At 68.4% G+C, this 12530-nt stretch carries 15 protein-coding genes; 11 read left to right on the top strand and 4 right to left on the bottom strand.

The genetic code is table 11. The features are described 5' to 3' along the window. Positions 1-59: 59 nt before the first annotated feature. Both CLU95_RS21155 and CLU95_RS21150 read right to left on the bottom strand, forming a co-directional pair. Positions 60-557, bottom strand: a complete 498-nt coding sequence (locus tag CLU95_RS21155) for a hypothetical protein (RefSeq protein ID WP_099795409.1) — start codon at positions 555-557, stop codon at positions 60-62. Positions 558-687: 130 nt separating this feature from the next. After that, positions 688-1548 carry a TatD family hydrolase gene (locus CLU95_RS21150; protein ID WP_099797417.1) on the bottom strand — a complete coding sequence of 287 codons (861 nt, stop codon included), beginning with the start codon at positions 1546-1548 and terminating at the stop codon, positions 688-690. An 89-nt stretch (positions 1549-1637) separates the two neighbouring features. Between CLU95_RS21150 and CLU95_RS21145 the strand changes: the two genes are divergently transcribed. The 4 genes from CLU95_RS21145 to CLU95_RS21130 are packed head-to-tail and all read left to right on the top strand — an operon-like array spanning position 1638 to position 5690. Further along, the gene (locus tag CLU95_RS21145) at positions 1638-2630 is read left to right on the top strand and encodes a S1C family serine protease (RefSeq protein WP_099795408.1); all 993 of its coding nucleotides are present in this window, start codon (positions 1638-1640) and stop codon (positions 2628-2630) included. Positions 2631-2654: 24 nt separating this feature from the next. Next, positions 2655-3680, top strand: a complete 1026-nt coding sequence (locus CLU95_RS21140) for an AAA family ATPase (RefSeq protein WP_099795407.1) — start codon at positions 2655-2657, stop codon at positions 3678-3680. Continuing rightward, complete coding sequence (locus CLU95_RS21135; RefSeq protein ID WP_099795406.1) at positions 3661-4656, top strand: DUF58 domain-containing protein; 996 nt, start codon at positions 3661-3663, stop codon at positions 4654-4656. Before CLU95_RS21140 ends, CLU95_RS21135 begins: the two co-directional genes overlap by 20 nt. After that, a complete protein-coding gene (locus CLU95_RS21130) occupies positions 4653-5690 on the top strand; it encodes a VWA domain-containing protein (protein WP_099795405.1) in 1038 nt (345 codons plus the stop codon). Before CLU95_RS21135 ends, CLU95_RS21130 begins: the two co-directional genes overlap by 4 nt. Here CLU95_RS21130 and CLU95_RS21125 read toward each other — a convergent pair. Together CLU95_RS21125 and CLU95_RS21120 are read right to left on the bottom strand one after the other, a co-directional pair. Further along, complete coding sequence (locus CLU95_RS21125; protein ID WP_099795404.1) at positions 5674-6309, bottom strand: TetR/AcrR family transcriptional regulator; 636 nt, start codon at positions 6307-6309, stop codon at positions 5674-5676. The genes CLU95_RS21130 and CLU95_RS21125 overlap by 17 nt on opposite strands. Before the next feature lie 71 nt (positions 6310-6380). Further along, a complete protein-coding gene (locus tag CLU95_RS21120) occupies positions 6381-6983 on the bottom strand; it encodes a phenylacetic acid degradation protein PaaY (RefSeq protein WP_099795403.1) in 603 nt (200 codons plus the stop codon). Between the two features lie 149 nt (positions 6984-7132). On the opposite strand from CLU95_RS21120, the gene CLU95_RS21115 reads away from it, so the two are divergent. From CLU95_RS21115 to paaD, 7 genes are all read left to right on the top strand, one after another. Then, positions 7133-7936, top strand: coding sequence for an enoyl-CoA hydratase-related protein (locus CLU95_RS21115; protein WP_099795402.1), 804 nt, complete (start codon positions 7133-7135; stop codon positions 7934-7936). A 1-nt stretch (position 7937) separates the two neighbouring features. Next, positions 7938-8387 carry a hydroxyphenylacetyl-CoA thioesterase PaaI gene (paaI, locus tag CLU95_RS21110; RefSeq protein WP_099795401.1) on the top strand — a complete coding sequence of 150 codons (450 nt, stop codon included), beginning with the start codon at positions 7938-7940 and terminating at the stop codon, positions 8385-8387. A 14-nt stretch (positions 8388-8401) separates the two neighbouring features. Continuing rightward, on the top strand, positions 8402-9712 hold the full coding sequence (gene paaK, locus CLU95_RS21105; RefSeq protein ID WP_099795400.1) for a phenylacetate--CoA ligase PaaK: 1311 nt from the start codon (positions 8402-8404) through the stop codon (positions 9710-9712). Positions 9713-9754: 42 nt separating this feature from the next. After that, entirely contained in the window at positions 9755-10765 is a 1011-nt protein-coding gene (gene paaA, locus CLU95_RS21100) for a 1,2-phenylacetyl-CoA epoxidase subunit PaaA (RefSeq protein WP_099795399.1), read from the top strand. Further along, positions 10762-11058, top strand: a complete 297-nt coding sequence (gene paaB, locus CLU95_RS21095) for a 1,2-phenylacetyl-CoA epoxidase subunit PaaB (RefSeq protein ID WP_056578133.1) — start codon at positions 10762-10764, stop codon at positions 11056-11058. The genes paaA and paaB overlap by 4 nt, the downstream gene beginning before the upstream one ends. A gap of 167 nt (positions 11059-11225) precedes the next feature. Beyond that, positions 11226-12005, top strand: a complete 780-nt coding sequence (gene paaC, locus CLU95_RS21090; RefSeq protein ID WP_099795398.1) for a 1,2-phenylacetyl-CoA epoxidase subunit PaaC — start codon at positions 11226-11228, stop codon at positions 12003-12005. Next, the gene (gene paaD / locus CLU95_RS21085) at positions 12002-12529 is read left to right on the top strand and encodes a 1,2-phenylacetyl-CoA epoxidase subunit PaaD (RefSeq protein WP_099795397.1); all 528 of its coding nucleotides are present in this window, start codon (positions 12002-12004) and stop codon (positions 12527-12529) included. The genes paaC and paaD overlap by 4 nt, the downstream gene beginning before the upstream one ends. Position 12530 lies beyond the last annotated feature (1 nt).

Below are 12530 nucleotides of genomic sequence, written 5' to 3'. Positions count from 1 at the left end.
AAAAAACCCGCCGAAGCGGGTTCTTTCGAGGACGGGACCGAAGCCCCGAGGGAGGGAAGTTACGGCTTCTTGGCCGCTTCGTTCTCGGCCGTGCCCGGCACCTTCTCGCCGATCGCCTTGCCGGCGCTGCGCATGCCGTCGGCCGTCTTGTGGCCGGCGTTCTCGACCGCGTCACCGGTCTTCACGGCCACGTTCTTGGTGGCGGTGGTGGCCTTCTTGGTCGTGTGCTTGGTGGCCTTCCAGGCCTTCTTGGTGCCGCGCTCGGTGGCGTTGGCCGCCTTCTTGGTGCCGCTCTTGGTGGCATCCCAGGCCTTCTCGGCGCCGTTCTCGGTCGCGTTCACGGCCTTCTTGGTCGTGCTCTTGGTGGCGTCCCAGGCCTTCTCGGTGCCGCGTGCGGTCGCATCGACGGCATCCTTGCCGGCTTCCTTCACCTTCTCGACCGTGGAGGGCTCGGCCGTGGCGGGTGCCGCGGTGGTCTGCGCGACGGCCGACACGCCGATGGAGGCCAGCGCCAAAGCGAGCGCGACGGGCAGGGTGCGAACAAAAGATGTGGTCATGAAAGACTCCTTTTTTGAGTGAAGTGCGGAGTGACGACAGTGCCACTGGACAACCAACGTCACTTCGAACTTCAAGGATGACAGCAAAAACGGCCCGATGGCCTGCGCTGGCGCAAGTCGGGAACTTGACCTACGCGGCAGGCGGACGCCCCTCCGACACGTTCAGCAGACTTTGGAGCTTCGGCAGGGCCGCCACCGCATTGCGCGTCGTGTTTTCAGCCAGCGACGCGATGTCGATGCCCCGCAATTGCGCCACCACTTCCGCAATGCGCGGCAGCTCGCCGGGCTCGTTGCGGCCCTGCGGCTGCCCGGCCTCGCGCTGTGCCTGCGTGCGGTAGAGCCAATGCGGCTGGATGTCGGGCGCGTCGGTTTCCATCACCAACGCGTCCATCGGCAGCGTGGCCGCGAGGCGGCGCAGTTGCAGCGCGCGCTCGAAGGTCACGGCGCCGCCGAAACCCAGTTTGAGCCCGATCTCGATGCAGGCCTGCGCCTGCTGCTCGCTGCCGTTGAATGCATGCGCGATGCCCTGCCACGGCCGCCCGCCCGCGGTCTGGCGCAGGTGCTTGAGCACCTTGTCGACCGAGCGCCGCACATGGATGAGCACGGGCAGCCCGTGCTTGCGCGCCAGTTGCAACTGAGTGTGAAAGAAGCGTTCCTGTTTGTCGGCGTCCAGGCCTTCGACGAAGTAGTCGAGCCCGATCTCGCCGACCGCCACCAGGCGCGGGTCGTCGCGGCGTGCGTGCAGTTCGGCGTCGAGCGTCTGCAGGTCGGCGTCGCTCGCCTCGCCCGTGCACAGCGGGTGGATGCCCAGCGCGTAGGCGTCGCCCTGCTTGTGCGCCAGTTCGCGCACGGTGGCGAAGTTGAAGGCCGCCACCGCCGGAATGACGCACAGCACCACGCCCTGCGCGGCGGCGCGGGCGCGGATGACAGGCATCTCCGCCCCGAATTCGGGCGCATCGAGGTGACAGTGGGTATCGACAAACGCAGCCATCGCGCGATGATGCCCGAAGGGATGCACAGGCGCGGAAAGCGTGCTACTGTGAACTCCTTCACGCGTCCCTTTTTGCCGGAGGTGCTCCGATGCGCAGGCCCGCTTTCTACAGCCGCTCGCCCCGCACGCTGCCGCCGGCCGCAGAACCGGCGGCCGGGTCGCCGGCGGATGCCGCGGCTGTGGCCGAGGCCGTGCAAGCCCCACCCCCTCGCGCACGCTGGCAGCCCGGACGCCGCGCCTTCGCACTGCTCACCGTCGCCTTCATGGCCCTCGCCGCGGGCGGCGCCTACTGGGCACCGCGCCACGCCGGCAAGGCGCTCACGCAAAAAGACATCGACGCCGCCGTGCTGCGCACGCTGCAGACCAACACCCTCCCCTCACCCGCTGCCAGGGCCGCCGACATCGTGCGGCCCTCGGTCGTGCGCGTGGTCGGCTACGGCCCCGAGAAGGCCACGCCCGAGGCCAAGACCCAGAAGCGTGGCCGCAACATGGCCAAGGGCAAGCCGCCCGAGGCGCCCGCCGATGGCGGCACGCCGGGCGAGGTCGAACGCGGCGTGGGCACGGGCGTGGTGATCGTCGACAAGGGCGTGATCCTCACCAACCTGCACGTGGTTGCCGGCGCCGAGAAGATCAAGGTCACCTTCGCCGACGGCCTGGAAGCCATCGCCGTCATCACCGGCGTGCAGCCCGAGAACGACCTCGCGGTGCTGCAGGCGCAGAAGATTCCCGACGACCTGATTCCCGCCGTGATGCGCTCCACCGCCGACCTGCGCCCCGGCGACCAGGTGGCCGCCGTGGGCTTTCCGTTCGGCATCGGGCCCTCGGTGTCGGCCGGCGTGGTGTCGGGCCTGAAGCGCTCCTTTCGCTCGCCCGAGGGCAAGCAGGAGCTGGGTAACCTGATCCAGTTCGACGCCGCCGCCAATCCCGGCAACTCCGGCGGGCCGCTCATCAACATGGACGGCGAGGTGCTCGGCATCGTCACCGCCATCCTCAACCCGACGCAGCAGCGCACCTTCATCGGCATCGCCTTCGCGGTGCCGATCGAGAACGCCGCCTCTGCGGCCGGCTCGCCGCCTTTCTGATTTTTTCGAAAGAAAGCCCTTCGCATGAGCACAGAAAACCCGACCTCGTCGACCTTTTCCACGGCCCCCGCCACCGCCGAGCTGATGGAGCAGATCCTCTACGAGGTGAAGCGCGTGGTCGTGGGGCAAGACCGCTTTCTCGAGCGCGTGATGGTCGCGATGCTCGCGGGCGGCCACCTGCTGGTCGAGGGCGTGCCGGGGCTGGCCAAGACGCTCACCATCAAGACGCTGGCCGACACCGTGCGCGGCCAGTTCAAGCGCATCCAGTTCACGCCCGACCTGGTGCCGGCCGACCTCGTGGGCACGCGCATCTACAACCAGAAGACGGGCGAGTTCAGCACCTCGCTGGGCCCGGTGTTCGCCAACCTGCTGCTGGCCGACGAGATCAACCGCGCGCCGGCCAAGGTGCAGAGCGCGCTGCTCGAAGTGATGCAGGAGCGCCAGGTCACCATCGCCGGCGAAACGCACAAGGTGCCGCGCCCCTTTCTCGTGATGGCCACGCAGAACCCGATCGAGACCGAGGGCACCTACCCGCTGCCCGAGGCGCAGGTCGACCGCTTCATGATGAAGGTGATGGTTGATTACCCGAGCGACGAAGAAGAATTCGTGATCGTGCAGCGCGTGATCGGCCCGGCCGTCTCGGCCACGCCGGTCGCCACCACCGAACAGCTGGCCGAGCTGCAGGCCGAGGCGCGGCGCGTGTACGTCGACCCCTCGCTCATTCAATACGCCGTGAAGCTGGTGTCGGCCACGCGAACGCCCGAGAAGCACGGCCTGAAAGACCTGCGCCGCTTCATCACCTTCGGCGCCAGCCCGCGCGCGAGCATCAGCCTCACCGAAGGCGCGCGCGCCCTGGCGCTGCTGCGCGGTCGCAGCTACGCACTGCCCGAAGACATGAGCGCGCTGGTGCCCGACGTGCTGCGCCACCGCGTGACGCTGTCCTACGAAGGCCTGTCCGAAGGGCTCACGCCCGACGGGCTGATCGAAAAGATCATGAAGGCCGTGCCTGCACCCCCCAAGCCGTTGGAACATGAAAAGCTGGTGGCGTAAGGCCCCCGAGGCCGCGAACGACGACCGGCTCGCGATCGAAGCCGGCGGGGCCGAACGCGCGCTGCGCCGGCTCGAATGGACCGTGATCCGCCGCCTCGACGGCCTGCTGCAGGGCGACTACCGCACGCTGATGCGCGGCACCGGCCTCGACCTGGCCGACCTGCGCGAGTACCAGCACCACGACGACGTGCGCCACATCGACTGGAACGTCACCGCCCGCCTGCAGACGCCGCACGTGCGCGTGTTCACCGAAGACCGCGAGATGTCCGCGTGGTTCGTGCTCGACCTGAGCCGCTCGGTCGATTTCGGCTCGGGCCTGAAGGCCAAGCGCGAAATCTCGGCCGGCTTCGTCGGCGTGCTTGCGCGGCTGCTCACGCGACACGGCAACCGGGTCGGCGCGCTGGTCTACGGCCGCGACCTCGAGGCCGTGATTCCGCCGCGCACCGGCCGCCGCCACGTGCTGCACCTGCTGCACGCGATGGAAAAGCGCGCGAACCAGGCCGAGGCCGCGCCCACGCAGAAAGGCATGACGCGCCTGGCCGACCTGCTGACCTCGGCCGCCTCGCTCATGCCGCGCCGCTCGACCGTGTTCGTGGTGTCCGACTTTCTCAGCGAGCCCGGCTGGGAGCGCCCGCTGGGCCAATTGGTGCAGCGGCATGAAGTGATTGCCGTGCGCCTGTTCGATCCGCTCGAACTCGAGCTGCCCGACCTCGGCCTGGTGCCGCTGCGCGACGCCGAGACCGGCGAGCAGCTGTGGGTCGACACCCATGACGCGGGGTTCCGCAAACGCTTTGCGCGGCTGGCCGCCGAGCGCGAAACCACCCTGCGCACCACGCTGGCCCGGGCCGGCGTCGACGCCCTCGAACTCTCGACCAATGACGACCTGGTCGAAGCCATCGTGCGATTCGCGGACCTGCGCAAGCGCCGGGTTCGTGGCGTCGCAGCGGGTGGCGGGAAGGCGGTGGTGGCGGCATGACATTCCTCTGGCCTCAATTCCTCTGGCTGCTGGCGGCCTTGCCGCTGCTGGTGCTGCTCTATGTCTGGCTGATCCGCCGCAAGAAGAAGATGGCGGTGCGCTACGCCAGCCTGTCGATCGTGCGCGAGGCCATGGGCCCGGGCCAGAGCCTGCGGCGCCACATTCCGCCGCTGCTGTTCCTGGTGGCCATGGCCGCCATGCTCGTGGCGGCGGCGCGGCCGATGGCGGTGGTGGTGCTGCCGTCGAACCAGCAGACCATCATCCTGGCGATGGACGTGTCGGGCAGCATGCGCGCGGCCGACGTGCTGCCCAACCGCCTGGTGGCGGCGCAGGAGGCGGCCAAGAGCTTCATCAAGGACCTGCCGCGCCACGTGAAGGTGGGCATCGTCGCCTTCGCGGGCAGCGCGCAGGTGGCGCAGTTGCCCACCACCAACCACGACGACCTCGTGACGGCCATCGACAGCTTCCAGCTGCAGCGCGCCACGGCGACGGGCAACGCCATCGTGGTGTCGCTGGCCACGCTGTTCCCCGACGCGGGCATCGACATCTCGCAGTTCAGCGCACCGAGCCGACAGCGCGGCATTCCGATCGACCAGAACGAGAAGCAGCTGAAAGAGTTCACGCCCGTGGCACCCGGCTCGTTCACCTCGGCCGCGATCATCATGCTGACCGACGGCCAGCGCACCACCGGTGTCGACCCGCTCGACGCCGCCAAGGCCGCGGCCGACCGCGGCGTGCGCATCTACACGGTGGGCGTGGGCACGGTCGACGGCGAAACCATCGGCTTCGAAGGCTGGTCGATGCGCGTGCGGCTGGACGAAGAAACCCTCAAGGCCATCGCCAACAAGACCAGCGCCGAGTACTTCTACGCCGGCACCGCGAGCGACCTGAAGAAGGTCTACGAAACGCTGAGCTCCAAGCTCACCGTGGAGAAGAAAGAAACCGAGATCTCGGCCCTGTTCGCGCTGGGCGCTGCGGTGCTCACGCTGCTGTCGGCGGGGCTGTCGCTGCTCTGGTTCAACCGGATTCTTTAGCGCTCTCCGAAGGGGCAGCGGGCGGCAGCTTCACCGCCCCCACCCCGCCCAAAAACAGGTCGGCCACGATCGGCGCGATGGCCGCGTGGTCGAGCCGGCCGCCGGGCTTCATCCAGGTGAACATCCAGTTGATCATGCCGAACAGCAGCATGGTCAGCGGCTTGGCGAGCTCGTCGCTCGGTGCGCCGGGGCGCAGCGCCGACACGGCACGCGCAAAGCCCGCGACCACGGCGCGCTCCTGGTCGAGCACGCGCTCGCGGTCTTCGTCTGCGAGAAAACGCACGTCGTCGGTGAGCACGCGGTGCGCGTCCTGCGCGCCGGCGTACTCCTCGACGATGCGGTAGATGAAGCGGCGCAGCCGCTCCTCGTCGGTGTGCGGGTTGGCTTCTTCCTCGGCCACCAGCGCCGCCAGCTTCGAGACGTGCGTCTCGGCGATGCTGATGAGCAGGCTGCTCTTGTCCTTGTAGTAGTGGTAGAGCGTGGCCTTCGACAGGTTGCAGGCCTCGGCGACCTGGTTCATCGAGGTCGCGGGGTAGCCACGGCGGGCGAACAGCTGGGCGGCCTGCGCAAGGATCAGTTCGCGCTGGTCGTCGTAGGTGGCGGATCTTCCACGCGGCATCGGGTCTTCTTCCTGGGTTATCTGTCGGTTGCTGGCATGCAGCAGGCTCGATCTTGCATGAAGCCGCAGGGCTACCCGCGGCGGGTAGCGATCAGGGATTTCACGTCGGTGGCGGGCAGGCGCGGCCGGTCTTTTTCGACCTCGGCGAGCGGCGTCACCTCGTGCAGGCTCGCGAGGCTGCGCACGGTCAGCGCCTGGTAGGTGTGGGTGCCTTCGAGCTTCCAGGCGATCTCTTCGTCGCTGAGCTCGCGCCGCACCTTGGCCGGAATGCCCGCTGCGAGCGAGCGCGCGGGCACCTTCATGCCGGCGGGCACGAAGGCGCAAGCCGCGACGATGGCTTGCTCGCCCACCTCGGCCTCGTCCATCACCACCGCGTTCATGCCGACCAGCGCGTCGCGCCGCACGATGCAGCTGTGCAGGATCGCGCCGTGACCGATGTGGCCGTTGACCTCCACCACCGTGTCGTTGTCGGGAAAGCCGTGGATGCAGCAATGGTCCTGCACGTTGGAGCCCTCCTGCAGCACGATGCGGCCGAAGTCGCCGCGCAGGCTGGCGCAGGGGCCCACATAACAGTGCGGGCCGACGACCACGTCGCCGATCAGCACGGCCGTGGGATGCACGTAGGCGCTCGGGTCGACGACAGGAATCACGCCGTCGATGGAATAGCTGGGCATTCGGTCTCCTTGTTTTTTGCGAGTCTCAGGGTTTGCCCTGAATGCACCCCGCTTGTGCCGGAATCGAGGTCGATCCTAAAATCAACCGAACGGTCGGTCAATAGTGTTTGCCTGCCGATACGGCCCCACAAAGGATGAAAGAGACACGCATGACTGAGCCTTTGGTACTCATCAGCGACAGCGGCGCCGTCCGCACGCTGAGCCTGAATCGCCCCGCGGCGCTCAACAGCTTCACGACCGGGCTGCACGCCGAGCTGCTGGCCGCGCTCGAAGCCGCGGCCGCCGACAGCAGCGTGCGCTGCGTGGTGCTCACCGGCGCCGGCCGCGCCTTCTGCGCGGGGCAGGACCTGGCCGACCCGTCGGTCGCGCCCGACCCCACGCCGGGCGCCGCGCCCAAGGACCTGGGCCACGTCATCTCTGCTTATTACGGCCCGCTGGTCGCACGCCTGCGCTCGATGCCGGTGCCGGTGGTTGCCGCCGTCAACGGCGTGGCGGCCGGCGCGGGCGCCAACCTCGCGCTGTGCTGCGACCTCGTCGTGGCCGGCCGCTCGGCCAGCTTCATCCAGGCCTTCACCAAGATCGGCCTCGTGCCCGACACCGGCGGCACCTGGCTGCTGCCGCGCCTCGTGGGCCCGGCCCGCGCGCTGGGCATCGCGATGCTGGGCGACAAGCTGCCCGCCGAAGAAGCCGCGCGCATCGGCCTGATCTGGCAGTGCGTGGACGACGCAGCCCTGGCCGACACCGCCGCCGCGCTGGCGGCGCGCCTGGCCGGCATGCCGACGCGCGCACTGGTCGCCACCCGCGAGGCCATGGCCGCCGCGCAGAACCTCGACCTCGGCGCGGCACTCGCCGAAGAAGCGCGCATCCAACGTGAGATGGGCAATGCCGACGACTACCGCGAAGGTGTCGAGGCTTTCCGCGCCAAGCGCGCCCCGGTGTTCAAGGACCGCTGAGATGACCGACGCTTCCTCCCGCACCCCGCAACAGACCGCCGAGTACGTGCGCGACGGCATGTTCGCGAACGACAACGCCAGCAAGGGCCTGGGCATGCGCATCGTCGAGGTCGGCCCCGGCCAGGCCACGCTCGAAATGCGCGTGCGCCCCGACATGCTCAACGGCCACGCCATCTGCCACGGCGGCTTCATGGCCACGCTGGCCGATTCCACCTTCGCCTTCGCCTGCAACTCGTACAACGAGCTGACCGTGGCCTCGGGCTTCGCCATCGACTTCCTCGCGCCGGCGCGCGAGGACGACGTGCTCACCGCGCGCTGCTTCGAGGTGTCGAAGGCCGGCCGCACCGGCGTGTACGACACCGAAATCACCAACCAGCGCGGCGAGCGCATCGCGATGTTCCGCGGCCGCTCGTACACCGCCAAGGGCCGGCCCGCCGTACCCGCCGCCTGAGGAGACAAGACACCATGACCGTGAAACGCCCCGCCCCCGGCGACCTCGACCCGATCGAAACCGCCAGCCGCGACGAGATCGCCGCGCTGCAGCTCACGCGCCTGCGCGCCACGCTGCGCAACGCCTATGACAACGTGCCGCACTACCGCCAGGCCTTCGATGCGAAGGGCGTACACCCCGACGACCTGAAGTCGCTGGCCGACCTGTCGAAGTTCCCGTTCACGGTGAAGACCGACCTGCGCGACAACTACCCCTTCGGCATGTTCGCCGTGCCGCGCACGCAGGTGGCGCGCATCCACGCGTCGTCGGGCACCACCGGCAAGCCGACCGTGGTGGGCTACACCAAGAACGACATCGACACCTGGGCCGACCTCGTTGCGCGCTCGATCCGCGCAGCAGGCGGACGGCCGGGCGACATGATCCACGTCGCCTACGGCTACGGCCTCTTCACCGGCGGCCTCGGTGCGCATTACGGCGCCGAGCGCGCGGGCTGCACCGTCATCCCGATGTCAGGTGGCCAGACCGAGAAGCAGGTGCAGCTGATTCAAGATTTCAAGCCGGACATCATCATGGTCACGCCCAGCTACATGCAGGTGATCATCGAGCAGTTCGAGCGCCAGGGCCTTGATGCCAAAGACAGCTCACTCAAGCTCGGCATCTTCGGCGCCGAGCCGTGGACCGAGGCCATGCGCCGCGACATCGAGACCAAGGCCGGCATCGACGCCGTCGACATCTACGGCCTCTCCGAAGTGATGGGCCCGGGCGTGGCCAGCGAATGCGTCGAGAGCAAGGACGGCCCCGTCATCTGGGAAGACCACTTCTACCCCGAGATCATCGACCCCGAAACGGGCGCGCTGAAGGCCGACGGCGAAGAAGGCGAACTCGTCTTCACCTCGCTGAGCAAGGAGGCCATGCCGATCGTGCGCTACCGCACGCGCGACCTCACGCGCCTGTTGCCGCCCACCTCGCGCGCGTTCCGCCGCATGGGCAAGATCGTCGGGCGCAGCGACGACATGATGATCATCCGCGGCGTGAACGTCTTCCCCACGCAGGTGGAAGAGATCGTGCTCGCACACAGCGCCCTCACCGGCCTGTACCAGGTGCGCGTGAGCCGCGAAGGCCTGCTCGACCAGGTCGAGGTGCACTGCGAACTCACACCGCACGAGGCCGCCGCGGCCGACCGCACGGCCATCTCCGACTGGGTGCAGCACCGCGTGAAGACGCTCATCGGCATCTCCACCCGCGTGGTCGTGCACGGCCCCGACGAAATGGAACGCACGCAGACCGGCAAGGCCCGCCGCGTGATCGACACGCGCCCGCGCTGAGCCACCCGCGCGCCCCACACACCGCACCGAAAGGACACGCACATGTACACCCAGGCCATGGACACGATGGGCAAGGACGCAGGCGACGGCAAGCAGAAGGCCGTGCGCTCCGCCGACGAGCTGCGTCTCGAGGAACGCTTCGACGCCCGCATCGACGCCGGCGACTTCATCGAGGCGAAAGACTGGATGCCCGAGCACTACCGCAAGACGCTGGTGCGCCAGATCAGCCAGCACGCGCACTCCGAAATCGTCGGCATGCTGCCCGAGGGCAACTGGATCAGCCGCGCGCCCACGCTCAAGCGCAAGGCCATCCTGCTGGCCAAGGTGCAGGACGAAGGCGGCCACGGCCTCTACCTGTACGCCGCCGCCGAAACGCTGGGCACCTCGCGCGACCAGATGTTCGACGCGCTGCACACGGGCAAGGCCAAGTACAGCTCGATCTTCAACTACCCCACGCTGAGCTGGGCCGACATGGGCACCATCGGCTGGCTGGTCGACGGCGCGGCCATCATGAACCAGGTGCCGATCTGCCGCTGTTCGTACGCACCGTATGCACGCGCCATGATCCGCATCTGCCGCGAAGAGAGCTTTCACCAGCGCCAAGGCTACGAAGCACTGCTGACCATGATGAAGCAAGGCACCGACGCGCAGAAGGCCATGGTGCAGGACGCGGTCAACCGCTGGTGGTGGCCCTCGATCATGATGTTCGGCCCGCCCGACGACCAGTCGCCCAACTCGGCGCAGTCGATGCGCTGGGGCATCAAGCGCTTCAGCAACGACGAGCTGCGCCAGAAGTTCATCGACGCCACCGTCGAACAGGCCGCGATCCTCGGTGTGACGCTGCCCGACCCCGACCTCAAGTGGAACGAAGAACGCCAGTCGCACGACTTCGGCGTCATCGACTGGAGCGAATTCTGGCGCGTGATCGCCGGCGACGGCCCCTGCAACCGCGAACGCCTGCAGGCCCGCGTGGACGCCTGGGACGACGGCGCCTGGGTGCGCGAAGCCGCGATGGCCCACGCCAACAAACAACCTCTGAAGGAAGCAGCATGAGCACCGAAGTGAAACAAGAGTGGCCCCTGTGGGAAGTGTTCGTGCGCAGCAAGGCCGGCCTGGACCACAAGCACTGCGGCAGCCTGCACGCGGTCGATCCGAAGATGGCGATCCAGATGGCGCGCGACGTCTACACGCGCCGCCAGGAAGGCAGCAGCATCTGGGTGGTGCGCTCCGACCAGATCGTGGCCAGCGACCCGGGCGACAAGGACATGTTCTTCGACCCGGCCGAAGACAAGGTCTACCGCCACCCCACCTTCTACGCACTGCCCAAGTCCGTGGACCACATGTGAGGCCCCGATGCGCACTTGCGAACGGACCCCGTGTTGCTCCCTCTCCCTCTGGGAGAGGGTTGGGGTGAGGGCCGCCGGCCTTCACCACCGACAGGCTTTATCCACCGCCCATGCCCTCACCCCAGCCCTCTCCCCAAGGGGAGAGGGAGCAAGACAGAGCCACTGACATGCAAGCCTCGATCGAACTGAACCGCACGCCCGCCGTGCACTACCTGCTGCGCATCGGCGACACCTGCCTGGTGCTCGCGCAGCGCCTGGGCGAATGGTGCGGCCACGCACCGGTGCTCGAAGAAGACATCGCGATGGCCAACATCGCGCTCGACCTCGTCGGCCAGGCCCGCGCCGTGCTCACGCACGCCGGCAAGCTCGAAGGGGCTGACCGCGCGCACGACGAAGACCAGCTCGCCTACCTGCGCGACGAGCGCGACTACTTCAACCTCACGCTGGTCGAGCTGCCGCGCGGCGACTTCGCGTTTGCCGTGCTGCGCAACACCATGGTCGCCACGCTGCTCAAGCTGCTGTGGCAGCGCCTGGCCGCATCGAGCGACGCCGAGGTGGCCGCCATCGCCGGCAAGGCGCTGAAGGAAGCGCGCTACCACCAGCAGCACTCGGCCGACTGGGTCGTGCGCCTGGGCGACGGCACCGACGAATCGCGCCGCCGCACCGAGAAGGCGCTCAAGCAGCTGTGGCTCTATGTGCCCGAGCTGTTCGAGAGCGACGACGTCGATGCGCAAGCCAGCGCCAGTGGCCTCGGCCCCGCATGGAGCGAGCTGCGCGAGCCCTGGCTTGCCGACATGCAGCAGGTGCTCGACGCGGCCGGCCTCGCCATGCCGAAGGAAACCGCCTTCCGCAGCACCGGCAAGCATGGCGTGCACAGCGAGCACATGGGCTACATCCTGGCCGAGATGCAGCATCTGCAGCGCAGCTTCCCCGGAGGCGTGTGGTGACCACCGACGTCGCATCGCGTGTCGAGGCCGCCTGGGCCGTGCTGCACACCGTGTCCGACCCCGAGGTGCCGGCCGTGTCGGTCTGCGACCTGGGCATCGTGCGCGAGGTGATCGAGCACGACGACGGCCTCGAGATCGTGCTCACGCCGACCTACTCCGGCTGCCCCGCCACCGAAGCCATCGAACACGACGTGCTGGCCGCCATCGAACAGGCCGGCCTGGGCCGCGCGCGCGCCACGCTGCGCCGCGCACCCGCCTGGACCAGCGACTGGATCAGCGACGAAGGCCGCGACAAGCTCAAGGCCTACGGCATTGCGCCGCCCGCGCACCTCACGCCCGAGCAGGCCTCCACCACCGCCGTGCCGATCAAGCTCTTCGGCCGCATGGCCGGCGAACGCATCGCCTGTCCGCGCTGCGCCAGCGAGCGCACCGAGCGGCTCTCGGCCTTCGGCTCCACGGCGTGCAAGGCCCTGTACCGCTGCATGGCCTGCCGCGAACCCTTCGAACACTTCAAGCCTATTTGAG

The sequence above is a fragment of the Variovorax sp. 54 genome (assembly GCF_002754375.1).
Classification (GTDB): domain Bacteria; phylum Pseudomonadota; class Gammaproteobacteria; order Burkholderiales; family Burkholderiaceae_C; genus Variovorax.
This window is presented reverse-complemented; position numbering and strand designations above follow the sequence as displayed.

Coding starts and splice junctions, on each gene's coding strand:
- CLU95_RS21155 (WP_099795409.1), bottom strand. CDS start 557: ATGACCACATCTTTTGTTCGCACCCTGCCCGTCGCGCTCGCTTTGGCG.
- CLU95_RS21150 (WP_099797417.1), bottom strand. CDS start 1,548: ATGGCTGCGTTTGTCGATACCCACTGTCACCTCGATGCGCCCGAATTC.
- CLU95_RS21145 (WP_099795408.1), top strand. CDS start 1,638: ATGCGCAGGCCCGCTTTCTACAGCCGCTCGCCCCGCACGCTGCCGCCG.
- CLU95_RS21140 (WP_099795407.1), top strand. CDS start 2,655: ATGAGCACAGAAAACCCGACCTCGTCGACCTTTTCCACGGCCCCCGCC.
- CLU95_RS21135 (WP_099795406.1), top strand. CDS start 3,661: ATGAAAAGCTGGTGGCGTAAGGCCCCCGAGGCCGCGAACGACGACCGG.
- CLU95_RS21130 (WP_099795405.1), top strand. CDS start 4,653: ATGACATTCCTCTGGCCTCAATTCCTCTGGCTGCTGGCGGCCTTGCCG.
- CLU95_RS21125 (WP_099795404.1), bottom strand. CDS start 6,309: ATGCCGCGTGGAAGATCCGCCACCTACGACGACCAGCGCGAACTGATC.
- CLU95_RS21120 (WP_099795403.1), bottom strand. CDS start 6,983: ATGCCCAGCTATTCCATCGACGGCGTGATTCCTGTCGTCGACCCGAGC.
- CLU95_RS21115 (WP_099795402.1), top strand. CDS start 7,133: ATGACTGAGCCTTTGGTACTCATCAGCGACAGCGGCGCCGTCCGCACG.
- paaI (WP_099795401.1), top strand. CDS start 7,938: ATGACCGACGCTTCCTCCCGCACCCCGCAACAGACCGCCGAGTACGTG.
- paaK (WP_099795400.1), top strand. CDS start 8,402: ATGACCGTGAAACGCCCCGCCCCCGGCGACCTCGACCCGATCGAAACC.
- paaA (WP_099795399.1), top strand. CDS start 9,755: ATGTACACCCAGGCCATGGACACGATGGGCAAGGACGCAGGCGACGGC.
- paaB (WP_056578133.1), top strand. CDS start 10,762: ATGAGCACCGAAGTGAAACAAGAGTGGCCCCTGTGGGAAGTGTTCGTG.
- paaC (WP_099795398.1), top strand. CDS start 11,226: ATGCAAGCCTCGATCGAACTGAACCGCACGCCCGCCGTGCACTACCTG.